Here is a 21,324-nt window from a genome sequence, read left to right as displayed (position 1 = left end):
CAAGGCCCGCCACGGGCATCCCTACCGCCCCGCCTATAGAAGCTCCCCACGCGCGCGCTAGGCGCTCCCTGCGACCATCCAAAAATCGTTGCCATCGGGGTATTGACAGCCATGCGGGGATTGATCTAATCTATACCCGTCGCCAGCAACACGGCGGCAGCGGAAAAGGCGGCGACAGACGTGCGACCGATGGATCGACAGCACCTAGAGCTTATCCCGCCAGCACTGAGGACTAGCCCCAAAGGCCCCTAAGCGCACCGCAGGTAACGTCCGGCTCAAACATCCCACTACCGGGAGTGATTGACAAACCGGGAGCAAACGGGCATAATGCCCACCATCGAACAACGGTCGCAGGGTGCGGTCGGGACAGTAGGAAAGGGGCAGGCAGGAGCGCCGCCCACGGCAGAACGCGGGGAGCTGGGAACACTAGCCGCGCCGGGAAGTGTAAGGGCCGATGAAGGCCGCCACGGATACCGGGTCACCGCCAGAAAGAGCGGGGCCATCTGTACGGGATTCCTAGGCGAGCTGGAGGCGCTCCCGGAAGCTGGCGACGGTCAGATTCCATGCCTTACAAGCATGAGTCTGACCGCCAAAGCGTCCCTACCGTTGTGATGGGGCGTTTTGGTGGTCCGATTCACTGGAGAGCAACCCATGACAATGATCCCGTTCGATATGACCGCCCGCGACTACTACGTGGCCGGTTGCATCCGCCGCGGCATCCGCGAGCACCGCGCCCGACTCAACGAGCGGGAGCGCCAGGCGAACAAGAACCGCACCCAAGTTGCGCCTTGTCCATCCCCCATTGTCATCTGATCCCCTTTCGTCAACCCGGTTTTCCACACCCCGCCGACGTGTGACGGCGGGTCTTTCTTGGAGCTACCATGAGCACCAATGGACCACTGGAGGACTTGCAAGTGCGCAAGCTCACCGCTGAGATTCGCAAGATCAACCGCGAGAGCGACAAGCTGATGATGGAGACCCGGTGGTATCCGCTGGTGGTCGCCACGGCCTTTGTGGCTGGCATCGTCACGCTGACTAAGCTGTTTCTATAAGCCGATTAGGCGAGTGCGCTAAAAGTCAAAGCCCCAGCACTTTAATGCCAGGGCTTTGAGGTGATACTCTAACAACCGGATATGGGGGTTATGTGCCATATCTGCATCCTCCTTGCAGCTCAATCCCTGCTGCCTGGGTCAGGCTCCGCACCTGAGTGAATGGCGGTCCGGGTCACTCCACATGGCTCGGACCGCCGCTTTTACCTCTTAAGACTCCATCCTTCCTTCCGGCTCGGGACGAAGCGGTCATCCTTTGACAGAAGCGCCGAGACTGTAAGCAACTTGTTGGCCCCGCCAACCTCAATGCCGGCTTGCTGCAACTCCTGCAAGAGCTCGGATGTTTTCATAGGGAAGCCGACTGCCAGAAGCTCGGCACAGAAGTCAGTGATCTTCTCCTTTTGCGTCTTACCTTCCGTAACAACGGTTAGGGACGCGGATAGTTTTGGCAGTGGCGGAAGTGGCGGGAGCGGGAGGGGGCCGGCCTCGGGAGCCTTAGACGGGTTGGTGGCTTGGAGATAGCCCAAATCCTCCGTCACCTTCAAGAGCATGTGGAGCTTGTTAGCTCTGCTCTCCAGTTCCCTACGGCGGAAGTCCATATCCGTCAGTTGCTTGCGAATGCTTGCAAGTTCCTGCTGGGCTTTGGTCACGAGATCGTTCATGGAGCAGATCATACACGGCAGCGCCCGATTTCATAGGCGCTCATAACCGTTATTTATCTATCATTCATATTGGCTAGATAGCACATTAGGCTATCGCTTGGGCCTCGCTACACATCCCGCTAGCTCTCGCTACATATGGGAAGGGGCAGACGCACGGATCGCCGACTGAAGAAAGGACCGCGCTATGAGCAACGATAACGAACTGGCTGTTCCGCCCGGCGACAAGGTGGTCAACTGGGGCGACCGATCGGTCTCCTATGGTCCCCGTCAAGACTTCAATGGAAGCGTCGAGCCTTGCGCACCGATGGCCGCGCAGTTTTGGGGTGTCTACCGCTGGGCCGGTAAGGACCGCTGGTGGTGGATTGCCGACGTGGCCGACGAGGCCACCGCCCGCGCAGTGGCCGCGGCCTACCTACTGAACGTCAAGCCCGATTGGGCGCACTGACCGACAACCACCGCTGATCCCGAGGCCCGCCTAGTGCGGGCCTTCGCATTTCTGGAGCATCACCATGCAAATCTACGTGGCCTGCCTTGCCTCATATAACGCGGGCGTCCTGCACGGCGAGTGGATCGACCTGGAGGGACGCGACGCCGACGACGTGGGCGGAGAGATTGCGCGAATCCTGCGCGAGTCACCCCACCCGAACGTGACAGTGGCGTGCCCGGACTGCGCGGGCGTCACGTTCCCGGTCACGCGGACCACCTGCACCAAGTGCGGAGCGACAGCCGATTACGAGGCGGGGTCACCGCCCGATTGCACGCGCTGCCACTCATGCGCTGCGGTCAGCTTCGGCTGTCGGACCAAAGAGTTGATTTGCAAGTGCGTCACCTGCAACGGCACCGGCAAGGTGCCCAGCGCCGAAGAGTGGGCCGTCCACGACTACGACGACGTGTTCGGCGATACCTGGGGCGAGCATCCCAACCTCGACAAGCTGTGCGCGTTGCAGGAGCGACTGGACGAGCTACACGACGACACCGAACGCGCCGCCTACACGGCCTTCTGCGACCACGAGGGCCGCGACGACGTGACCGTGGAGCAGTTCCGCGAAGCCTACGTGGGCCAATTCGATACCTGGGCGGACTTCGCCGAGAACTACGTGGACGAGACGGGGCTGCTTCACGACGTGCCTGACACCCTCTCCCGCTACTTCGACTACGAGAGCTACGGCCGCGACATGCGGCTCAATGGCGATGCGTTCGCGGTGAGCGGCTTTTACTTCTGGAGCCACTGACACTCTTGATGCTGTCAGAAGCCCCAAGGACTGTCGGGCTTGTCACAACGGTAAAAGTTGGTCTCGCCGTTGAGTAGACCAGGGTTCTCCCGAATGATCTTCCACGCGTAATCGCTAATGTTGTAAGCGAAGCCTTCTGTCAGCGTGCCAGTGCGCGAAGCGAGGTGGATTACACCGACCGCGGCCAGGCCGGCTACAACTCCGTCTTGATGGCGAAGGAAGTTGGACCGGGTGTTTTTGGCAAAGTAGTACCTGAGAATCTGCTTTTCCGGCTCTGTGAGCCTCCGGAGACGCTCCGCGAGCGCGGCGCGTTCCTGTTTGGTTTCCCAAGCGAGGGTCGCCAACCGCCATAACCACGTGAACACCGATATGGCGGTGAGTACGGCACACACAGCAAACACCAGTCCGATCCAGCCTTTGTAAGCCGCGACCCACTCGGACACGCCAAGTCGCTCGTGGACTGAGGCAGGCAGGAATAACGCCCCTCCCGCTAGCACCATCCCAGCGACAAGATATCGCGGGCCGAGCTTTATTACGTCCGCGATGCTCTTGATCCACTCCATCAATCGCCCCCTGTGACACTTCGATCAATCATATCTCTATAGGCTTTGCCCAAGCACACTACGCCAACGTACAGGTCGAGCGCCGAACTGCCTTCCACAACTATCGAGTCTGAAGGTCAAACGGCGGTTCATTCGCACTAGTCAGTGTGTTGGCTGTCCGCCAGATTCGCGCCATCTGGCAGGGCCAGGGGCACAGTAAATGCCACTCGGCTCACACTCGTAGAGCTATCCGAGGTCTCATTTCGTTTCCCGAGCGCTATTGCAGCGACTACTACGCCGATCCCCTCCTTGCTCGCGCTGTTCTCTTGCGCGGTTATAGCAACGTCGAAGGACACATCCTGCGTTGGCCCTCTTGTGTACCTCGTCCCGAACCCTGGCGCGTGCTCGCGGGTGTAGGGATTCACGTTACCCCCCAACTGTCCCACTTGCTTCTGCGCGGCGTGCACGCCTTCCACGATCTGCACCAGCGTCCCCGCAATGAAGTCCTTCAGTTCCATCTTCTCGCTCCGGATGAGGTCACCTGATCTTAGCTGTCCGGGGTGCCTTCAACCCACAAGGAATCCATCATGGAAATCATCATCGTCAACCTGGCCTTCCGCGCACACCAGACCGGCCCGTTCCTCGTCATCCGTGAGGAGGTCGAAGTCTTGGCCGCGCACGCCCGCGAGCTGCCCGACGAGGGCGCGGAATCATGAACAATTCACTGTCGGATGTGGGATCAATCTCAGTGCTGGTACGTGATTTCTACGGCCGACCGCTGGTCATCGGCCGCAGCACGCTAGACGGTGGGTGGTCGCTGTCCGCCACCCACGCCACCTAACGGCAGGAGCAGTCTCAGCCTATGAGAGACTGGAGAAAGAGAATGACATCCGCCGCGGTGCGAGCCGGGCAAGCGATGTTCTATGTCGCGGTGATTGGGGCACTCGTGACGATTGGGGTAATGCTTGTCCTGCCCGCGTTAAGTAGTTGATTAATGGAATATTTTGTGGAGCGCAGCCGGGGACTTGGCGGCGTCATAGCGGAGCCGTTGCCGGGGGACAGGACAGCCCTCGTGGGCGGAAGAAGTGCCTGGACCTGTACGTGAACGCATTCGGATATGAAATCGACCTCGACCTGTGCCCCGCCCCTTGGCAGAGGGGTTTCTGGATCGACAAAATCGGCAAAAACGCCATCAACATCGGCCTCGGGGTTGTAATCCTTACGCTGCGTTGTCAAGATAGAACTTGATGGCTCCCTAGTGGGAACCATCCCCCTTTGGAAATTGAGAAGCCATGAATCTCTCGCAGAAAGAACTGACGGTCATCCTGACCACCGCATTGTCAGCATTTCGAGAGGAGATCGACGAGGACATTACGGCCACCCGTATCCTGACCCTGCTCGCCGTCGTGGATGAGCCAGGGATTCAACAGGTGGACCTGGAGCGAGTGCTCGGCGGACTCTCTCCATCGGCTGTGAGCCGGAACGTGCTCGACCTGTCGCAGATCAAGCGGAACCGTGAGCCTGGCCCTGACTTCTTGGAGCAGCGCCCTGATCCCGCTTATCGCAAGCGCAACCTCATCTTCCCAACGACCAAGGCACTTCATTGGCTGACCACTCTCGCGGAGAGGGTAAGCAGGAAGATGGCGGCCAAGTTCGCCGCGTAAGACCAACAGCAGCAGTATTGCCCGAGGCCCGCCTAGTGCGGGCCTTTTCTTTTTCTGGAGATACACATGGCCCTTCGCCTCAAAGGGACCGCGCCCAAGCCGGGTGCGCCCGATAAGCGCTACTACATGCTCGACGTGCAGGAGGGATACCGGCGCGTGCGCTTGTCCACCGGCACCCGCGACCGCGTGGCAGCCGAGCGCAAGGAGCAGGCAGTCCTCGACGCCCTGCGGGACGCCCCCGAGATTTCAGAGGACGCGCTGCGGGAGCTGATTCGGGGCAAGTCCCGGTCGGTGCAGATGGCCGTGGCAAAGGCCAAGGTCCGCCAGCGCACCCTCAAAGACGCGATGGACGAAGCGCTGGACGACCGCAACTTTTGGGGCAAGCTCCGATCCATCGACACCGTGCGTACCAACTGCAAGGTGGTCCAGAGCTACCTGGGCGAGGAAACGCCCATCAACGACATCACGCAGGCCGCGGTCAACGACATGGCGCAGCGCATGCTGGCCGACAAGGCGGCTCCCGCCACCGTGAACCGCAAGATGCAGTGCCTCCTCGCCCTGCTGAAACGCGAGCGGAAGGCTGGCCGGTACTTGGGAGAGCTGCCCGAGTACAGCTTGGCCGACGAGCGGGACAACGCACGCACGTTCGTCCTGAACGTCGAGGACGAGGAAATGATCCTGGCGCGGCTGCTGGAGTGGGACACGCTGCCGAACGGCCCTGCCGGAGGGCACCCACGGGTGCGCGACGGGGCGGACTACCGCGACCTGTTCGTGTGCCTCGCTGACCTGGGCTGCCGCATGAGCCAGGCCATCGGCATCCGGTGGTCCGAAGTAGTCGAGCAGGGCGGAAGGCTCCACGTCCGCTTCTGGCGGCACGCTACGCTCAAGAAGGGGCGTCCCCGCACCCTACCCTGCACCGCCCGCGTCGCCGAGGTTCTACAGCGGCGCAAGGACGCGCTGGCGGCCACCTCGGACGGCCCCTTCACCATGCTCAATCGCACGCGCGCCGACCGACTGTGGCAATGGGCCATCAAGGGGACACATCTCGCTTCCGAGAGGGAGTGCGTGCCGCATGCGCTCCGCCATACCTGCGCCACCCGGCTGCTGCTGGCGACCGGCAACATCAAGCTCGTGCAGGAGTGGCTCGGCCACCGAGACATCCAGACCACCTCAGCGGTCTACGCGAAGGTACTGGCCGAGCAATCGCTCCAGGGCATGTCTGCGCTGGAGCAGTTCCGCCTCCCCGCCGCCTCGAACGGAACAGGTGACGTTCCGAGACAGGGATCAATTGCCAAAGCGGGAATCCAATAGCACAACTGACCGTCGCCAGCTTATTTTTCAATCACTTAGGCAATCTGTGCTCGGCCGGATGGTGCGAAAGGCGGGACTCGAACCCGCACGAGGTCACCCTCACTGGAACCTAAATCCAGGGCGTCTACCAATTCCGCCACTTTCGCGTGGCCGGCACAGGCATTCATTGTCGCAGGCGGGGCTGCAAAGCGGAAGGCGTGACAAAGCTGAACACGCCGGTTTCAGGGGCCAGGCGCGGCCGTGGTGGGTGCCGGGGCCGGCATCGCCGCAGTCAGGCGTTCGGCCAGCGCGCGGTAGATCGGCACATGGCAGACCCACGACGAGGCGACCCGCGCCAGCAGCACCGCCGCCAGGATCGGCAGCAGCATGTCACTGGTATCGGTCAGTTCCAGCGAAATGACCGCCGAGGTGAGCGGCGCCTGGGTGACGCCGGTCAGGTAGGCGCACATGCCCAGCACCACCACTGCGGCCGGGTCCACGCCGGGCAGCAGCACGGCCAGGTTGTGGCCGATGCCCGCGCCCACGGCCAGCGCGGGCGAGAACAGCCCGCCGGGAATACCGGCCACATACGACACCAGGTTGGCGGCAAACTTCATCGCCCCGAAGCTGTGCCCCACCCCGCCACCGCCCTGCACCAGTTCGCGGGCCTGCTCGTAGCCGGTACCGAACGCGCCCAGCCCGAACACCAGACCCAGCACGGCCAGGGCCAGCCCACAGGCGCCGGCGAACAGCACCGGGTGCGCGCTGCGGCTGCGGCCCAGCCAGCGCGGCCGGCCGTCCACGGCGGCCAGTACCAACCGGCTGAAGAACCCACCGGCCAGGCCACCCACCAGCCCACACAGCAGCACCGCCAGCCAGCCCATGCCCAGCGGCAGCGTGGCGCTGACCCGGCCGAAATAGGTGTAGTTGCCGAGCAGGCCCAGCGACACCACGCCGGCCACGATCACTGCGGTCAGCAGGGTGCCGGAGAAGCGGTGTTCGAAGCGGCCGGACAGCTCTTCGATGGCGAACACCACGCCCGCCAAGGGGGTGTTGAAGGCCGCGGCGATACCGGCGGCGCCACCGGCCAGCAGGAAATGGGTCGCCTGGCGTGGATCGCGGAAACCGAACGCGCGACCGATCATGTACATCAGGCTGGCGCCGATGTGCACGGTCGGGCCTTCGCGCCCCACCGATGCGCCGCCCAGCAGGGCAAGCACGGTCAGGCCCAGCTTGCCCAGCGACACCGGCAGGGACAGGTTCTGCTTGCGGAAGGCACGGTCTGGGGTATCCAGCGCGGCGATGACCTGCGGAATGCCACTGCCCCGGGTCGGCCGCAGAAGGCCCTGGGTCAGCCAGGCCAGCAGGGCAAACAGCGCCGGGGTCAGCAGCAGCGGCCACCACGGCGAGGCGTCGTGCGCGCGACGGAACACCGCGAACGCCGCGTCGCTGGCCTTGGCGAAGACAATCGCGGCCAGCGCCACGGCCACCGCGCCGCCCCACAGGGCCAGGCGTTCCAGCCACTGCTGGCGTGAACCCAGCCAGCGCGGGCGGGAGTGGGAGGTATCGGGATCCATGCCGGTATTTTCCCACCCCCACCGCGCAGGCACTGTGCAGGGCTTGGCCGTCCCCCTTGCCGGGGTCAGGGCGCGGGATCGACCGGCCGGGCGGGCTGCGCATCGTCGCCCGCCGCAGCCGCCTCGGCTTCGTCCAGGGTGCGGATCTGCATCGCCTGCCCATCGGCCGAGCGCTGCACGGCGACGCCTGCGGGGGCGGACGGCTGCCCTTCGGCGGGATCCAGCGGCTGCGCGGGCTGGAACGCACTGCCCTCCGGGCGTTCGACAGTGTGCGCGGGATCGGGCGCTGCCACGGCGGCCTCCGCCTGCGCCGGAGGGTCAACTGCGACACATCCCGCAGTGGCGATCGCGACAAGCATTGCCACGGCGACGGCATGACGATTGATCGGGGCCATCAAAGCATTCCTGGAAGATGCGCACGGCGGCGCGGAATCTTCATTGGGAAGCACTCGCCCAGGGCGCGCTGGGATGCAGCGCACATCCTGCAGAACATCGCTGACGCATGTGGCACGGATGCGACCTTAAGGCGCCGCGCCCCTGTCGCGAATAGCGCAGAAAAGAAAAAAGCCACCTGGCGGACCAGGTGGCTTTCGTCTTGGTGGGCTGTCAAGGATTCGAACCTTGGACCTATTGATTAAGAGTCAACTGCTCTACCAACTGAGCTAACAGCCCGAAATCGGGGCGCGAATTATGGCCCGATCCGCGAGGGCGTTGCAAGCACTTTCTTCAACAGCGTTGAAACAAGCACTGCAACCTGCGATCCATCGCGAAGGGTTACATCTGAAGAAAAAAGCCACCTGGCGAACCAGGTGGCTTCCGTCTTGGTGGGCTGTCAAGGATTCGAACCTTGGACCTATTGATTAAGAGTCAACTGCTCTACCAACTGAGCTAACAGCCCGTGAAACTCAGACGCACATTGTAACGTGCATTCTGTTTATTGCAATACCGTGTCGGCGTTGCCGATGCGGTTGAATCAGTGGGGTGGCTGAGGGGATTCGAACCCCCGACCACCGGAATCACAATCCGGTACTCTAACCAACTGAGCTACAGCCACCACTGAAACTTTCGCTGCACCGCCGATGCTGCTGGCGTTGAAGCTTGAAACGTTGCCCGGGGCCGTTACCGAAGTTCCGATCCGCCGAAGCGAGTCCGACATTCTGGTGCAGCCGCCGCGCTTTTGCAAGCACTTCTTCACATCGCACCGGCGATACCCTGGACTGTCGCGCCGATGGCGCGCCCGACAGGAATCGAACCTGTAACCGCCGGCTTAGAAGGCCGGTGCTCTATCCAGTTGAGCTACGGGCGCCCGAACCGGAACGGCGTCCAATCCGACATGGCGTGGGATTGGTCGGGGTAGAGGGATTCGAACCCCCGACATCCTGCTCCCAAAGCAGGCGCGCTACCAGACTGCGCTATACCCCGGTGATGCTTCCCCACCAGGCACAGGCCCGGCGAGCTGGCCATTGTGGCCAAGCGCGGCGCAGCCTGTCAACGCGGCCGGCAGCAACCGGGGCGCCCCGGCGCGTCCACCACAGCAGCGTAAGCAGCCATCGGCTATGCTCGCAGCCAGCGGCCGGATGGCCGTATCGATCCCCTTTTCGCACGGAGACTTCGCATGCGCAGCGGCAACCCGGCTCTTTCCGAGTCGACCTTCCTGGACCTGGCCAGCGGCTCGGTGGTCACCCACCCCGACCAGGCCATGACCCTCAACGGCACCGTCAACAAGACCGGCATCCTGCTGCTGTTGACCGTGCTGACCGCTGCCTTTGCCTGGAACCAGACCGTGGACGACTACGGCCAGGTGATGGCCGGAGCGAAGCTGTACGCCATGGGCGGCGCGATCGGCGGCCTGGTGCTGGCACTGATCACCGTGTTCAAGAAGGAATGGTCGCCGGTGACCGCGCCGCTGTATGCGCTGGTGGAAGGCCTGTTCCTGGGCGCCATTTCCGCGGTGTTCGAGCTGCGCTTCCCGGGCATCGTGTTCCAGGCCGTGCTGCTCACCTTCGGCACCCTGTTCGCCCTGCTGATGGCCTATCGCAGCGGCCTGATCAAGGCGACCGAGAACTTCAAGCTGGGCGTGGTCGCGGCCACCGGCGGCATCGCCCTGCTCTACCTGGCCTCGTTCGTGCTGGGCTTCTTCAACATCAACGTGCCGGTGATCCATGACGCCAGCTGGCTGGGCATTGCCTTCAGCCTGTTCGTGGTGGTGGTGGCCGCACTGAACCTGGTGCTGGATTTCGACTTCATCGAAAGCGGCGTGGCCCAGCGGGCGCCGAAGTACATGGAGTGGTATGGCGCATTTGGCCTGATGGTGACCCTGGTCTGGCTGTACGTCGAATTCCTGCGCCTGCTGTCGAAGATCCAGCAGCGCTGATCGCAGAAACGGCTGTAAACGACAAACCGCGATCCGCAAGGGTCGCGGTTTTTTTCATCTGGAACCCCACGCCATGCAGAACGCCTCCCTCCCCCGCTTCCACAGCTACCGCCCGGCCGAAGGCCACGGCCTGCCGCACGATCCGTTCAACGCCATCATCGGCCCGCGCCCGATCGGCTGGATTTCCAGCTGCAACGCCGAGGGCGCGCTGAACCTGGCGCCCTACAGCTTCTTCAACGCGTTCAACTACATCCCGCCGATCATTGGCTTCTCCAGCCAGGGCCGCAAGGATTCGCTGCACAACATCGAGGCCACGGGCGAGTTCGTCTGGAACCTGGCCACGTTCGCGCTGGCCGAAGCGATGAACGAGAGCTGCCGCGCGGTGCCGCCGGAGGTGGACGAGTTCGCCCTGGCCGGGCTGACCCCGCTGGCGTCCACCCAGGTGCGCCCGCCGCGCGTCGCGCAGAGCCCGGTCAGCATGGAGTGCCGCTGCACGCAGATCGTGCGCCTGCGCGATGCCGGCGGGCAGGACACCAACGGCTGGCTGGTGCTGGGCGAAGTGGTGGCCGTGCATATCGACCAGCGACTGCTGGTGGATGGCATCTACGACACCGCCGCCGGCGATCCCATCCTGCGCGGTGGCGGCCCGGCCGACTACTTCCGGGTCAGTGCCGAACAACGCTTCCGCATGTTCCGCCCGGCCTGAGCATCAGCCACTGCGCCACGCCGCATAGTGCGTGGCCAGATGGTCGATCAGCGCCCGCACCTTGGGCGCCAGCGCACGTGCGTGCGGATACAGCGCGAAGTAGCAGCGCTGGCCGCCATGCCAGGCCGGCAGCACGCGCACCAGGCGACCGGCACGCAGGTCCTCCTGCACGGTCAACGCGGTGAACAGGCTGATGCCCATGCCCGCCAGCACCGCCGCATACAGGGCCGGCGTGGCGTCCACGCGCAGGCGCTGGCCGGCGTCGATCGTGGCGGTGGCGGCACGCGGGCCGTGCAGGTGCCACGGCGCACTGGCAGCGGTGGGGCTGAAGCCCAGCAGCGCATGCTGCTGCAGATCCGCCACCTGCCGCGGCAAGCCATGCCGCGCCAGATACGCTGGCGCCGCCACCAGGATGCGTGGGCAACGGGCCAGCTCGCGCGCTACCAGCTGACTGTCCGGCAGCGATGGCGCAATGCGCAGGGCTAGATCGAAACCGCCGCCCACGATGTCGACCAGTTGATCGTCGGCCGACAGATCCAGTGACACCTGCGGGTAGCGGGCGAGGAAAGCCGGCAGCCAATGCGGCAGTTCCTGGCTGGCCACCACCTGCGGCACGCTGATGCGCAGGCGCCCACTGGGCTGTGCCTGGCCGGCGCGGGCGCGATCATCGGCCGCGTCCAGGCGATCCAGCAGGCCGACCGCTTCGCCGTAGTACTCGCGGCCGGCCTCTGTGAGCGACAGGCGGCGGCTGTTACGGTCGAGCAGGCGCACCTGCAGGTGCTCTTCCAGTTGCCGCAGTTGCCGCGACATTGCCGAATGGGTGGTGCCCTGGCGCTCGGCGGCGGCGCTGAAACTGCCTGCTTCGACGATGGCGCGCAGCGCGCGCAGGGCGGCGAAGTGATCCATCGAAGACAGCCCCCGGAAGCGGAGCCCGCGATCTGCGGGCCCCGCCAGCTTATCAAGCGCCGTCGCCAGCCTTGCGCACCGGCAGCGCCAAGACCGCATCGGTGCTCAGCACCTGGCCGAAGGCATCTTCGATCTGCGCCAACGATGCCTCGTGCAGCGCGCGGTGACCGATACGCTGGCCGCCGGCCAGGTCCAGATCCCGGCTGGCAGTGGCATCGCCGGCCACGATCACGCGGTAGCCGCGCGGGGCGGCGGCGGCGTCGCGGGCAGCACCGACCACGCAGGCGTGGGTCTGCAGGCCGGTCACGATCAGGGTATCGATGCCCGCGTCCTTCAACGTCTTGTCCAGCACGGCGGCCGAGGCACCGGCGAACACACTCACGTTGTCCTTCTGCACCACGGTGTCGCCCGGGCGCGGCTGCAGGTCACGGTGGAAGGCGGCGTTGACGCTGCCCTGCGCGAACAGCGGTGCAGCGGCCGGCAACACGTGCTGCACATGGATGACGCGGATGCCATTGGCATCGGCGAAATCGACCACGCGCTTGGCCTGGCGCAGCGCCGCCTTGCCATCGGGAATGACCATGCGCCCGCCGCTGAAGCCCGGCGCGGCACTGGCATCGAAGTATTCGTTCTGGAAGTCGATGACCAGCACCGCGGTCGTCGCTGCGTCCAGTGCAGTGACCGAAGGCGCACCGGCCATGTGGCGGATGGTGGGATGGGAAGGCGCGGCCGCGGCGACGGGGGCGGTGACGGCGATGCCGATCAGGCTGGCCAGGCCAAACGCGGAAAGGTTCATGGGACAGCTCCTGTGCAAGGGAAAGTCGGCACAGGATGCGCAGCCGATAGCGCACGGACCAGCCGTGTTCCGGCACATGATCTGTGCGGGAAACGCACAGATTGGCGTTCCGTCATCCACGCGTGCGTGGATCCACCCGCAAACGCAACGGGGCGCCCGAAGGCGCCCCGCTGGGTATCGAACCGCGATCGACCTTCCGCTTACAGGCGGGTGGCGATGGCCTTGGCGAAGCCCATGGTGGTGCCGGTGCCGCCCAGGTCGCCGGTCAGCGAATCCTTGGCTTCCATGGTGGCCACGATGGCCTTGCGCAGGCGCTCGGCGTTTTCCGGCTGGCCGATATGGTCCAGCATCTGTGCGGCTGCCAGCAGCAGCGCGCACGGGTTGGCCTTGCCCTGGCCGGCGATGTCCGGCGCGGTGCCGTGCACGGCTTCGAAGATCGCCGCGTCCTTGCCGATGTTGGCACCCGGGGCCAGGCCCAGGCCGCCGACCAGACCGGCGCAGAGGTCGGAGATGATGTCGCCGAACAGGTTGGTGGTGACGATCACATCGAACTGTTCCGGACGCATCACCAGCTGCATGCAGCAGTTGTCGACGATCATTTCCTGGAACTCGATGTCCGGGTACTGCGCGGCCACTTCACGGGCGACGTTCAGGAACAGGCCCGAGGTCGACTTGATGATGTTGGCCTTGTGCACGGCGGTGACCTTCTTGCGGCCGACGCTGCGGGCCAGCTCGAAGGCGTAGCGCACGATGCGCTCGGAGCCCTTGCGGGTGATGCGGGTGCCCGAGAAGGCAGTCTCACCGTCAGCCGAGACTTCCTGGCCTTCGGCCAGGTACGCGCCTTCGGTGTTCTCACGCACGGTGATCAGGTCGACGTTGTCGAAACGCGACTTGGTGTTCGGGAAGGTGTGGGCCGGACGCACGTTGGCGTACAGGTCGAAATGGCGGCGCAGGCTGACGTTGATCGAAGTGAAGCCACCACCAACCGGGGTGGTCAGCGGGCTCTTCAGCGCCACCTTGTTGCGCGCGATCGATTCCAGGGTCACCGCCGGCATCAGGTCGCCGTGCTTTTCCAGGGCCACCAGGCCGGCGTCTGCATCTTCGTACTCCAGGCCAGCGTTCAGCTGGTCCAGCACGTACAGGGTGGCGTCCATGATTTCCGGGCCGATGCCGTCGCCGCGGATGACCGTAATTTTCTGCGTCATTGATCGATGTTCCGAACAGGGGGAAGTACGCCGTCCGGACGTGCCCGGAAACGCCGGCGCAAAGGAAGTTTCACCCGCAATTATGCCTGAGCCGGGGCCGAGGTCCCAAATAGACCATGGTCCCAGTCCCCGGCTCAGGCAGAATTGCCCGCGCATTCCACCTTATCCCCGCGCCTGTCGGCGCGCCCCCTTCAACAACAAGGGGGCTCCTGGGCGGCGGGATCGCGGGAAAGGCCCCCCGCAGCGGGGGCCAGTCGCGCCGGGCCGTGCCCGGTGGCTGTTCGTTCAGCTGCCCGCCGGGATTGGCCCGGCGTGGTTTCAGTGTTCGTGCGCTTCGGGGGCGGCGGCGCCGCCTTCCAGCTGGTCGAGGAAATCGACGGCGCGGCGCAGGTGCGGAATGACGATCGAACCGCCCACCACCAGGCCCACCGAGAAGGTCTCGAAGAACTCTTCGCGGGTGACCCCGGCGTCCTTGCACTGGGCCACGTGGTAGCTGATGCAGTCATCGCAGCGCAGCACCATCGAGGCCACCAGGCCCAGCAGCTCCTTGGTCTTCACATCCAGCGCGCCGGCCTGGTAGGTCTGCGTATCCAGCGCGAAGAAGCGGCGCACGACCTGGTTGGGCTCACCCAGGATGCGCTCGTTCATGCGCTTGCGGAACGCGGTGAACTCGGCGATGCGGTCCTTGCTGCCCTCGTCGGCGGCGCTCATGCCTGACCCTGCCCGGCCAGCAGCGGCTCAAGCTTGCCTTCACGGTGCAGGGCCATCATGTCGTCATAGCCTCCCACGTGGACGTCACCCACGAAGATCTGCGGCACGCTGGTACGGCGGGTCAGCGCCATCATCTTCTCGCGCTCGGCCGGGTCCAGGTCGATGCGGACCTCGGTCCACTGCTGGCCCTTGCTCTTGAGGAAGTTCTTGGCGGCCACGCAGTACGGGCAGACGGCGGTGGAATAGATGGTGATGGCGGGGCTGGCGCCGGTGGGCTGGGCTGTCACGGGAAACTCCACGATGGATCGACGGTCTGTATATGGTACCGGTGCGCTGGAATTTCCACGCCACCACCGCAACACTGTGGATTAACGAAGGGTTGCCCCCTGCCCTGCCACGCTGTGCCCGCCCTGCCCGAGGATGTCCCGCTTGCGAGCCCTGCTGCTGACCACCGCCGTTACCCTGGCCCTGGCCATGCCGCTGGCGCGCGCCCAGGAAAAGCTGCCCGACATCGGCTCGTCGGCCGGCGAGCTGCTGACCCCGGCCCGCCAGGCCGAGTACGGCGCCATGATGCTGCGCGAGCTGCGCAACTACGGTTACCTGCTGGACGACCCGCTGGTGAACGACTGGCTGCAGACCATGGGCACCCGGCTGGGCTCCAACAGCGACCAGCCCCGCCAGTCCTACACCTTCTTCATGATGAAGGACCGGCAGATCAATGCCTTCGCCACCCTGGGCGGCTATATCGGGGTCAATGCAGGCCTGGTGCTGACCGCCGAGCGCGAAGATGAAGTGGCTGCGGTGCTGTCCCATGAGATCGCCCACGTGACCCAGCAGCACGTGCTGCGCGGGGTGGAACGGGCCCAGCGCGACCAGATTCCGATCCTGCTGGGCATGCTGGCGGCGGTGGTGGCCGCCCAGGCCAGCGGCGGCAATTCGTCCGGCGATGCCACCATGGCCGCGATCAGCTCCGGCATGGGGCTGATGCAGCAGCGGCAGATCAACTACACCCGCTCCAACGAATCCGAGGCCGACCGCCTGGGCATCCGCACCCTGTCGCGCAGCGGCTACGACGTGGACGCGATGGCCGGCTTCTTCGAACGCATGTCCGCGGCCATGCGCGGCAACGACGGCGGCTACAGCATTCCCGATTTCCTGCGCACCCACCCGGTCAACACCACGCGCATCAGCGAAGCCAAGGCGCGGGCCGAGCAGATGAAGAAGGACACGGTGGTGCTGACCACCACCACCCCCGGCGGTGAGCGCAAGGAGCGGGTGAATCCTGCCGACCCCAGCCTGTCCGAGCCGCTGTTGCGCGGCAACAACCCGCTGCTGCCCGGCAGCGTGCTGCGCCTGCCGATCGGCCAGCTCAACCGTGGCCCCAGCGGCGATTTCGACTGGGCCCGCGAGCGCCTGCGCGTGCTCAGTGGCGACAACAGTGGCGAGGTGGACCGTGAGTACGCCGATCTGGCCAAGCGGCAGAAGAACGGGCTGACCGATGCGCAGCGCTATGGCCACGCCCTGGCCGGCATGCGCGGTGGCCGCAGCGGTGCGCTGCAGTCGCGCCAGGCGCTGGCCGCCCTGGCCCAGACCCACCCGGACAACCTGTGGCTGGCACTGGCCCTGGCCGAAGCCGAATCGCGCTCGGGCCAGCCCGCCCAGGCCAACGCGCGCTTCGAACAACTGCTGCGCCAGCACCCCAACAGCCGACCGGTGGCGCTGACCTATGCCGAGATCCTGAACGAACAGGGCGGCCGCGAGGCCGGCCAGCGCGCCCAGGCCATGCTGCGCCCGCTGCTGTCGCAAAGTGGTAACGATCCGGTCTTCCAGCAGCGTTACGCCCGTGCCAGCGAACTGGCCGGGGACAGCGTGCGCGCCAGCGAAGCCTACGCCGAAGCCGCCTTCCTGGGGGGCCGCCCGGAACAGGCGCTGATGCAGCTGCAGGCGCTGAAGCGCAATCCGGAGCTGGACTACGTGGGCCGCGCCCGCGTGGATGCGCGCATCGAGGCGATCACTCCCACCGTGCTGGAGCTGCGCCGCCAGGGCGTGCAGGACCCGGAGCTGGACCGCCGCTGAGGCGCGGATGACCGGTGTGTGGCAGCGGGAGATTTATCCGGCCGGGTCGTCACAAACATGTCATCAAACCGTAGTCTACTGGCACCACTCCAGTAACCGAGCCCTACGGTGTCCTCGTGCAGAAACGCATCCTGATCGTCGACGACGAGCCCGCGATCCGAGAAATGGTCGCCTTCGCCCTGCGCAAGGGCGATTACGAGCCGGTGCACGCGGGCGATGCCCGTGAAGCCCAGACCGCCATCGCCGACCGCGTGCCGGACCTGATCCTGCTGGACTGGATGCTGCCGGGCACCAGCGGCCTGGACCTGGCCCGTCGCTGGCGCAAGGAAACGCTGACCCGCGAAGTGCCGATCATCATGCTGACCGCACGCGGCGAAGAGAACGACCGCGTGGGCGGCCTGGAAGCAGGCGTGGACGACTACGTGGTCAAGCCGTTCTCCGCGCGCGAACTGCTGGCGCGCATCCGCGCGGTCATGCGCCGCGCCCGCGATGACGACGAGGACGGCAGCGTGTCGGTCGGCCCGATCCGCATCGACGGCGCCGCCCACCGCGTGTTCGCCAACGACCAGCCGGTGCCGATCGGCCCGACCGAATACCGCCTGCTGCACTTCTTCATGACCCACCCCGAACGCGTGTATACCCGCGCGCAGCTGCTGGACCATGTGTGGGGCGGCAGCGTGTACGTGGAAGAGCGCACCATCGACGTGCACATCCGCCGCCTGCGCAAGACGCTGGAACCGTTCAATGCCGAGAACATGGTGCAGACCGTGCGCGGCGCCGGTTACCGCTTCTCCACCGCGACCTGAGCCTCGTCGTGCCGGCACCGCGCACCTGCCGGTGCCGGTGTCGGCAACTCTGCTATAACCCTCGGTTCACCGCGTGAACCGCCGCCTCCAACGACGAGACCGCAATGCCCCGCCACATCCGCTCCGCCTGGTTGAAGACGCTGGCCTCCGTGGCAGCGGTGTTGGTGCTGGCCGGCGTGGTCGGGTGGTTCAGTGGGCATCTGTGGCTGTGCATCGCGCTGGCCGCCCTGGCCACGCTGGCCTGGCACTACTGGCGCCTGCGCAGCGTGCTGCGCCGGCTGACCGCACGCCAGCGCTGGGAAACCGCCGAGGAAGGTTCCGGCGTGTGGAACGAGCTGGACCGCCTGCTGTACCGCAACCAGGTGGAAATGCGCGTGCGCAAGCGCCGCCTGCTGGACATGCTGCGCAGCTACCGTGCCGCCGCTGCCGCGCTGCCCGATGCGGTGGTGGTGCTGGACCGCAACAGCCAGCGCGTGCAGTGGTTCAACGAAGCGGCCACTGCCCTGCTCGGCCTGCACCACCCCGGCGATCTGGGCGAAGCGCTGGTGGACCGCCTGCAACCGATGCCGCTGGCCCACTGGCTGGCCGGCGGGCGCAACGCCGAACCGATCCTGGACGTGCCCTCGCCGGTCGACCCGGCCATCCGCCTGAACCTGCGGCTGATTCCCTATTCGCAGGACTACTGGCTGCTGATCGCGCGCGATGTCAGCAAGCTGCTGCGGCTGGAACAGGTGCGTCGCGATTTCGTCGCCAACGTGTCGCACGAACTGCGCACGCCGCTGACCGTGGTGCATGGCTACCTGGACATGATGGACCCGGAGGATTTCCCCGGCACCGGCCCGATGCTGGAAGAAATGCGCAAGCAGAGCCAGCGCATGGCCCAGCTGGTGGAAGACCTGCTGACCCTGTCGCGGCTGGAATCGCAGGAACACAGCGAGGAAGAGACCGTGGCCATGCAGCCGATGCTGGCCACCCTGCGCCGCGAAGCGGAGGCACACAGCCAGGGCCGCCACCAGATCAACGTGGACGACTTGGCCGGGGTGGACCTGCAGGGCTCGACCAAGGAGCTGCACAGCGCTTTCTCCAACCTGGTGACCAACGCCGTGCGCTACACCCCGGCCGGTGGCCGCATCGACGTGCAGTTCCGCCGCGAAGGCGACGGCGTGGTGCTGGCCGTGCGCGATACCGGTTACGGTATTCCGGCCAGCCACCTGCCGCGCCTGACCGAACGGTTTTACCGGGTGTCCAGCAGCCGCTCGCGCGAGAGCGGCGGCACCGGCCTGGGCCTGTCCATCGTCAAGCACATCCTCGGCCTGCACCACGCCCGGCTGGAGATCGACAGCGAAGTCGGCAAGGGCTCGGTGTTTGCCTGCCATTTCGATGCCGACCACGTACGAACGCGCGACACCGCCCCCCTGACTTCCATCGAAGAATGACGCCATGAGCAGCCTCGGATCCCTCCCCCTCCCCGTGAGCCCGGACAGCGATCCGTTGCGCGACCCGGCGCTGTACATCAACCGCGAACTGTCGCAGCTGGATTTCAACTTCCGCGTGCTGGCCCAGGCCATGGACCCGCAGGTGCCGCTGCTGGAGCGCCTGCGCTTCATGTGCATCTCCTGCACCAACCTGGACGAGTTCTTCGAGATCCGCGCCGCGGCCGTACGCCACGCGCAGGAATTCGGCCTGCCGCCAGCGCCGGACGGGATGAGCCCGCAGGCCATCCTCAACGCCATCCATGACCGCGCCGCCGAACTGGTGGACCAGCAGTACCGTTGCTGGAACCAGACGCTGCGCCCGGCGCTGGCCGAGGCTGGCATCGGCGTGCTCGGTCGGCATTCCTGGAACCACCGGCAGAAGCGCTGGCTGCGCGCGTATTTCCGCAACGAGATCATGCCGGTGCTGTCGCCGCTGGGCCTGGACCCGGTGCATCCGTTCCCGAAGATTCTCAACAAGTCGCTGAACATCGTCGTCGTGCTGAAGGGCACCGACGCGTTCGGCCGCGCCGGCCACCTGGCCATCGTGCGCGCACCGCGTTCGCTGCCGCGCATCATCCAGCTGCCGGAAAGTCTGGGCGGCGGCCAGAACTTCGTGTTCCTGTCCTCGGTGCTGTCGGCCTTCGTCGACGAGCTGTTCCCGGGCATGGAAGTCCAGGGCGCCTACCAGTTCCGCGTCACCCGCAATTCCGAACTGGTGGTGGACGAGGAAGAAGTGGAGAACCTGGCGCTGGCCCTGCGCGATGAACTGGTCGACCGCGGCTACCGGCCAGCGGTGCGCCTGGAGATCGCCGAGGACACGCCCAAGGACATCGTGCGTACCCTGCTGCAGAACTTCGGCCTGACCGAGAACGCGGTGTACCGCATCGACGGCCCGGTGAACCTCAACCGCATCATCCAGCTGTACGACCTGGTGCCGCAGCCGGACCTGAAGTACCCGCCGATGAACCCGCGCACCCTGCGCGACAGCGACGGCATCTTCGAGATCGCCCGCCGCCAGGACCTGCTGCTGCACCATCCGTTCGATGCCTTCACCGCCGTGCTGGACCTGATCAAGCAGGCCGCAGTGGACCCGAACGTGCTGGCGATCAAGCAGACCCTGTACCGCACCGGCAAGGATTCGCTGATCGTCGATGCGCTGATCCAGGCCGCGCGCAACGGCAAGGACGTGACGGTGGTGGTCGAGCTGCGCGCGCGCTTCGACGAGGAAGCCAACCTGGGCCTCGCCGACCGCCTGCAGGAAGCCGGCGTGCAGGTGGTGTACGGCGTGGTGGGCTACAAGACCCATGCCAAGATGCTGCTGATCGTGCGCCGCGAAGGCCGCAAGCTGCGTCGCTACGTGCACCTGGGCACCGGCAACTACCACAGCGGCACCGCACGCGCGTACACCGACATCAGCCTGATCACCGCCGATGCGGATATCGGCAACGACGTGCACCTGCTGTTCCAGCAGCTGTCGGGGCTGGCCTCGAAGATGAAGCTCAAGCGCCTGCTGCAGTCGCCCTTCACCCTGCACACCGGCATTCTCGGCCGCATCGAGCGCGAGACGCGCGTCGCCGCCACCGGTCGCCCGGCGCGCATCATCGCCAAGATGAACGCACTGAACGAACCGCAGGTGGTGCGCGCGCTGTACGCCGCCTCGCAGGCCGGGGTGCAGATCGACCTGATCATCCGTGGCGCCTGCACTCTGCGCCCGGGCGTGCCGGGGGTGTCGGACAACATCCGCGTGCGCTCCATTGTCGGCCGCTTCCTGGAGCACAGCCGCGTGTACTGGTTCGGCAACGACGGCGCGCCGGAGATGTACTGCGCCAGCGCCGACTGGCTGGAACGCAACCTGCTGCGCCGGGTCGAAACCGGCTTCCCGATCCTGGACCCGGAACTGGCCAAGCGGGTCTACCGCGAAGTGCTGCAGAACTACCTGGACGACAACCTCAACGCGTGGGAGCTGGATGCCGAAGGCGTGTACCACAAGCGCGCCCCGGCCCACGACGAAGCGCCGCATTCGGCGCAGATGGCGCTGATGCAGGGGCTGTGATCCGGTAGGTGCCGACCTTGGTCGGCACAACGCGCTCCATGCAGAACACCGGGGTCAGAGCCCGTTGCGCAGCAACGGGATCCGACCCCGTGCCGTCCGGACAGCCGGTAGGTGCCGACCTTGGTCGGCACCTACCAACAGCAAAGGCAGTCGAGCATGGCTCGACTCTACAAAAGCGATTCAACACCGGGGTCAGAGCC

At 65.6% G+C, this 21,324-nt stretch carries 24 protein-coding genes and 6 tRNA genes; 14 read left to right on the top strand and 16 right to left on the bottom strand.

The annotated features are described in order from the left end of the window. Nucleotides 1-651 precede the first annotated feature (651 nt). Nucleotides 652-813 (top strand): hypothetical protein, encoded by a 162-nt coding sequence (locus G4G00_RS02550; RefSeq protein WP_164271018.1) that lies wholly within the window; start codon nt 652-654, stop codon nt 811-813. Nucleotides 814-881: 68 nt separating this feature from the next. Further along, nucleotides 882-1,052, top strand: coding sequence for a hypothetical protein (locus G4G00_RS21795; RefSeq protein ID WP_004154558.1), 171 nt, complete (start codon nt 882-884; stop codon nt 1,050-1,052). A gap of 200 nt (nt 1,053-1,252) precedes the next feature. Here the strand turns inward: G4G00_RS21795 and G4G00_RS02545 are convergent, their stop codons facing one another. Next, nucleotides 1,253-1,711 (bottom strand): hypothetical protein, encoded by a 459-nt coding sequence (locus G4G00_RS02545; protein WP_164271015.1) that lies wholly within the window; start codon nt 1,709-1,711, stop codon nt 1,253-1,255. Between the two features lie 184 nt (nt 1,712-1,895). On the opposite strand from G4G00_RS02545, the gene G4G00_RS02540 reads away from it, so the two are divergent. Both G4G00_RS02540 and G4G00_RS02535 read left to right on the top strand, forming a co-directional pair. Then, nucleotides 1,896-2,156: a hypothetical protein gene (locus tag G4G00_RS02540; RefSeq protein ID WP_164271012.1), complete on the top strand. Its 261-nt coding sequence runs from the start codon at nt 1,896-1,898 to the stop codon at nt 2,154-2,156. A gap of 64 nt (nt 2,157-2,220) precedes the next feature. Continuing rightward, nucleotides 2,221-2,943 (top strand): antirestriction protein ArdA, encoded by a 723-nt coding sequence (locus tag G4G00_RS02535; RefSeq protein ID WP_164073051.1) that lies wholly within the window; start codon nt 2,221-2,223, stop codon nt 2,941-2,943. 14 nt (nt 2,944-2,957) lie between these two features. On the opposite strand, the gene G4G00_RS02530 is transcribed toward G4G00_RS02535, so the two are convergent. Together G4G00_RS02530 and G4G00_RS02525 are read right to left on the bottom strand one after the other, a co-directional pair. After that, nucleotides 2,958-3,506 carry a superinfection exclusion B family protein gene (locus G4G00_RS02530; RefSeq protein ID WP_164271009.1) on the bottom strand — a complete coding sequence of 183 codons (549 nt, stop codon included), beginning with the start codon at nt 3,504-3,506 and terminating at the stop codon, nt 2,958-2,960. Between the two features lie 137 nt (nt 3,507-3,643). Beyond that, complete coding sequence (locus G4G00_RS02525) at nt 3,644-4,003, bottom strand: hypothetical protein (protein ID WP_150359506.1); 360 nt, start codon at nt 4,001-4,003, stop codon at nt 3,644-3,646. A 69-nt stretch (nt 4,004-4,072) separates the two neighbouring features. Between G4G00_RS02525 and G4G00_RS22070 the strand changes: the two genes are divergently transcribed. The 4 genes from G4G00_RS22070 (at nt 4,073) to G4G00_RS02515 (ending at nt 6,460) form a co-directional block, all read left to right on the top strand. After that, on the top strand, nt 4,073-4,201 hold the full coding sequence (locus G4G00_RS22070; RefSeq protein WP_275426987.1) for a hypothetical protein: 129 nt from the start codon (nt 4,073-4,075) through the stop codon (nt 4,199-4,201). Next, nucleotides 4,198-4,326, top strand: coding sequence for a hypothetical protein (locus G4G00_RS22065; RefSeq protein ID WP_275426986.1), 129 nt, complete (start codon nt 4,198-4,200; stop codon nt 4,324-4,326). The genes G4G00_RS22070 and G4G00_RS22065 overlap by 4 nt, the downstream gene beginning before the upstream one ends. Nucleotides 4,327-4,777: 451 nt before the next feature. Beyond that, nucleotides 4,778-5,149, top strand: a complete 372-nt coding sequence (locus tag G4G00_RS02520) for a hypothetical protein (RefSeq protein WP_109337022.1) — start codon at nt 4,778-4,780, stop codon at nt 5,147-5,149. 66 nt (nt 5,150-5,215) lie between these two features. Then, a complete protein-coding gene (locus tag G4G00_RS02515; protein ID WP_111174100.1) occupies nt 5,216-6,460 on the top strand; it encodes a tyrosine-type recombinase/integrase in 1,245 nt (414 codons plus the stop codon). A gap of 59 nt (nt 6,461-6,519) precedes the next feature. On the opposite strand, the gene G4G00_RS02510 is transcribed toward G4G00_RS02515, so the two are convergent. From G4G00_RS02510 to G4G00_RS02475, 8 genes are all read right to left on the bottom strand, one after another. After that, nucleotides 6,520-6,606: transfer RNA gene (locus G4G00_RS02510), tRNA-Leu, on the bottom strand. Between the two features lie 75 nt (nt 6,607-6,681). After that, nucleotides 6,682-8,016 carry a chloride channel protein gene (locus G4G00_RS02505; RefSeq protein WP_164271006.1) on the bottom strand — a complete coding sequence of 445 codons (1,335 nt, stop codon included), beginning with the start codon at nt 8,014-8,016 and terminating at the stop codon, nt 6,682-6,684. A gap of 65 nt (nt 8,017-8,081) precedes the next feature. Continuing rightward, a complete protein-coding gene (locus tag G4G00_RS02500; protein ID WP_108752313.1) occupies nt 8,082-8,411 on the bottom strand; it encodes a hypothetical protein in 330 nt (109 codons plus the stop codon). Nucleotides 8,412-8,612: 201 nt separating this feature from the next. Next, nucleotides 8,613-8,688, bottom strand: a tRNA-Lys gene (locus G4G00_RS02495). A 150-nt stretch (nt 8,689-8,838) separates the two neighbouring features. Beyond that, nucleotides 8,839-8,914, bottom strand: a tRNA-Lys gene (locus tag G4G00_RS02490). A gap of 79 nt (nt 8,915-8,993) precedes the next feature. Further along, nucleotides 8,994-9,070: transfer RNA gene (locus G4G00_RS02485), tRNA-His, on the bottom strand. A 175-nt stretch (nt 9,071-9,245) separates the two neighbouring features. Next, nucleotides 9,246-9,322: transfer RNA gene (locus G4G00_RS02480), tRNA-Arg, on the bottom strand. Between the two features lie 39 nt (nt 9,323-9,361). Then, a tRNA-Pro gene (locus tag G4G00_RS02475) sits at nt 9,362-9,438 on the bottom strand. A gap of 193 nt (nt 9,439-9,631) precedes the next feature. Here G4G00_RS02475 and G4G00_RS02470 point away from each other — a divergent pair. Together G4G00_RS02470 and G4G00_RS02465 are read left to right on the top strand one after the other, a co-directional pair. Further along, the gene (locus tag G4G00_RS02470) at nt 9,632-10,390 is read left to right on the top strand and encodes a Bax inhibitor-1/YccA family protein (RefSeq protein ID WP_108752312.1); all 759 of its coding nucleotides are present in this window, start codon (nt 9,632-9,634) and stop codon (nt 10,388-10,390) included. A 73-nt stretch (nt 10,391-10,463) separates the two neighbouring features. Beyond that, nucleotides 10,464-11,096 (top strand): flavin reductase family protein, encoded by a 633-nt coding sequence (locus G4G00_RS02465; RefSeq protein ID WP_164271003.1) that lies wholly within the window; start codon nt 10,464-10,466, stop codon nt 11,094-11,096. A gap of 3 nt (nt 11,097-11,099) precedes the next feature. Here G4G00_RS02465 and G4G00_RS02460 read toward each other — a convergent pair whose 3' ends face one another. From G4G00_RS02460 to grxC, 5 genes are all read right to left on the bottom strand, one after another. Next, nucleotides 11,100-12,002 (bottom strand): LysR family transcriptional regulator, encoded by a 903-nt coding sequence (locus tag G4G00_RS02460; RefSeq protein WP_108755522.1) that lies wholly within the window; start codon nt 12,000-12,002, stop codon nt 11,100-11,102. A 52-nt stretch (nt 12,003-12,054) separates the two neighbouring features. Beyond that, nucleotides 12,055-12,798 (bottom strand): cysteine hydrolase, encoded by a 744-nt coding sequence (locus G4G00_RS02455; RefSeq protein ID WP_108752309.1) that lies wholly within the window; start codon nt 12,796-12,798, stop codon nt 12,055-12,057. Between the two features lie 200 nt (nt 12,799-12,998). Further along, on the bottom strand, nt 12,999-14,003 hold the full coding sequence (locus G4G00_RS02450) for an isocitrate dehydrogenase (protein WP_108748704.1): 1,005 nt from the start codon (nt 14,001-14,003) through the stop codon (nt 12,999-13,001). 318 nt (nt 14,004-14,321) lie between these two features. Further along, complete coding sequence (locus G4G00_RS02445; RefSeq protein ID WP_108752308.1) at nt 14,322-14,714, bottom strand: carboxymuconolactone decarboxylase family protein; 393 nt, start codon at nt 14,712-14,714, stop codon at nt 14,322-14,324. Continuing rightward, a complete protein-coding gene (gene grxC / locus G4G00_RS02440; protein WP_108755520.1) occupies nt 14,711-15,001 on the bottom strand; it encodes a glutaredoxin 3 in 291 nt (96 codons plus the stop codon). The genes G4G00_RS02445 and grxC overlap by 4 nt, the downstream gene beginning before the upstream one ends. A 133-nt stretch (nt 15,002-15,134) precedes the next feature. Between grxC and G4G00_RS02435 the strand changes: the two genes are divergently transcribed. The 4 genes from G4G00_RS02435 to ppk1 all read left to right on the top strand — a co-directional run bounded on the left by G4G00_RS02435 (nt 15,135) and on the right by ppk1 (nt 21,124). Next, the gene (locus G4G00_RS02435; RefSeq protein WP_205515515.1) at nt 15,135-16,790 is read left to right on the top strand and encodes a M48 family metalloprotease; all 1,656 of its coding nucleotides are present in this window, start codon (nt 15,135-15,137) and stop codon (nt 16,788-16,790) included. A gap of 116 nt (nt 16,791-16,906) precedes the next feature. Further along, nucleotides 16,907-17,596, top strand: a complete 690-nt coding sequence (phoB, locus tag G4G00_RS02430) for a phosphate regulon transcriptional regulator PhoB (RefSeq protein ID WP_108748700.1) — start codon at nt 16,907-16,909, stop codon at nt 17,594-17,596. 104 nt (nt 17,597-17,700) lie between these two features. Beyond that, nucleotides 17,701-19,032 (top strand): phosphate regulon sensor histidine kinase PhoR, encoded by a 1,332-nt coding sequence (gene phoR / locus G4G00_RS02425; protein WP_108752307.1) that lies wholly within the window; start codon nt 17,701-17,703, stop codon nt 19,030-19,032. Between the two features lie 4 nt (nt 19,033-19,036). Beyond that, the gene (ppk1, locus tag G4G00_RS02420) at nt 19,037-21,124 is read left to right on the top strand and encodes a polyphosphate kinase 1 (RefSeq protein WP_108752306.1); all 2,088 of its coding nucleotides are present in this window, start codon (nt 19,037-19,039) and stop codon (nt 21,122-21,124) included. Nucleotides 21,125-21,324: the final 200 nt, after the last annotated feature.

This window comes from Stenotrophomonas sp. B1-1 (assembly GCF_010894375.1).
Taxonomy (GTDB): domain Bacteria; phylum Pseudomonadota; class Gammaproteobacteria; order Xanthomonadales; family Xanthomonadaceae; genus Stenotrophomonas.
Note: the sequence above shows the minus strand (reverse complement) of the source record. Positions and strands in the feature narration are given on the sequence as shown.

Bases quoted from the DNA above. Each gene is read 5' to 3' on its own strand.
- G4G00_RS02550 (WP_164271018.1), top strand. From the start codon at position 652: ATGACAATGATCCCGTTCGATATGACCGCCCGCGACTACTACGTGGCC.
- G4G00_RS21795 (WP_004154558.1), top strand. From the start codon at position 882: ATGAGCACCAATGGACCACTGGAGGACTTGCAAGTGCGCAAGCTCACC.
- G4G00_RS02545 (WP_164271015.1), bottom strand. From the start codon at position 1,711: ATGAACGATCTCGTGACCAAAGCCCAGCAGGAACTTGCAAGCATTCGC.
- G4G00_RS02540 (WP_164271012.1), top strand. From the start codon at position 1,896: ATGAGCAACGATAACGAACTGGCTGTTCCGCCCGGCGACAAGGTGGTC.
- G4G00_RS02535 (WP_164073051.1), top strand. From the start codon at position 2,221: ATGCAAATCTACGTGGCCTGCCTTGCCTCATATAACGCGGGCGTCCTG.
- G4G00_RS02530 (WP_164271009.1), bottom strand. From the start codon at position 3,506: ATGGAGTGGATCAAGAGCATCGCGGACGTAATAAAGCTCGGCCCGCGA.
- G4G00_RS02525 (WP_150359506.1), bottom strand. From the start codon at position 4,003: ATGGAACTGAAGGACTTCATTGCGGGGACGCTGGTGCAGATCGTGGAA.
- G4G00_RS22070 (WP_275426987.1), top strand. From the start codon at position 4,073: ATGGAAATCATCATCGTCAACCTGGCCTTCCGCGCACACCAGACCGGC.
- G4G00_RS22065 (WP_275426986.1), top strand. From the start codon at position 4,198: ATGAACAATTCACTGTCGGATGTGGGATCAATCTCAGTGCTGGTACGT.
- G4G00_RS02520 (WP_109337022.1), top strand. From the start codon at position 4,778: ATGAATCTCTCGCAGAAAGAACTGACGGTCATCCTGACCACCGCATTG.
- G4G00_RS02515 (WP_111174100.1), top strand. From the start codon at position 5,216: ATGGCCCTTCGCCTCAAAGGGACCGCGCCCAAGCCGGGTGCGCCCGAT.
- G4G00_RS02505 (WP_164271006.1), bottom strand. From the start codon at position 8,016: ATGGATCCCGATACCTCCCACTCCCGCCCGCGCTGGCTGGGTTCACGC.
- G4G00_RS02500 (WP_108752313.1), bottom strand. From the start codon at position 8,411: ATGGCCCCGATCAATCGTCATGCCGTCGCCGTGGCAATGCTTGTCGCG.
- G4G00_RS02470 (WP_108752312.1), top strand. From the start codon at position 9,632: ATGCGCAGCGGCAACCCGGCTCTTTCCGAGTCGACCTTCCTGGACCTG.
- G4G00_RS02465 (WP_164271003.1), top strand. From the start codon at position 10,464: ATGCAGAACGCCTCCCTCCCCCGCTTCCACAGCTACCGCCCGGCCGAA.
- G4G00_RS02460 (WP_108755522.1), bottom strand. From the start codon at position 12,002: ATGGATCACTTCGCCGCCCTGCGCGCGCTGCGCGCCATCGTCGAAGCA.
- G4G00_RS02455 (WP_108752309.1), bottom strand. From the start codon at position 12,798: ATGAACCTTTCCGCGTTTGGCCTGGCCAGCCTGATCGGCATCGCCGTC.
- G4G00_RS02450 (WP_108748704.1), bottom strand. From the start codon at position 14,003: ATGACGCAGAAAATTACGGTCATCCGCGGCGACGGCATCGGCCCGGAA.
- G4G00_RS02445 (WP_108752308.1), bottom strand. From the start codon at position 14,714: ATGAGCGCCGCCGACGAGGGCAGCAAGGACCGCATCGCCGAGTTCACC.
- G4G00_RS02435 (WP_205515515.1), top strand. From the start codon at position 15,135: ATGTCCCGCTTGCGAGCCCTGCTGCTGACCACCGCCGTTACCCTGGCC.
- phoR (WP_108752307.1), top strand. From the start codon at position 17,701: ATGCCCCGCCACATCCGCTCCGCCTGGTTGAAGACGCTGGCCTCCGTG.
- ppk1 (WP_108752306.1), top strand. From the start codon at position 19,037: ATGAGCAGCCTCGGATCCCTCCCCCTCCCCGTGAGCCCGGACAGCGAT.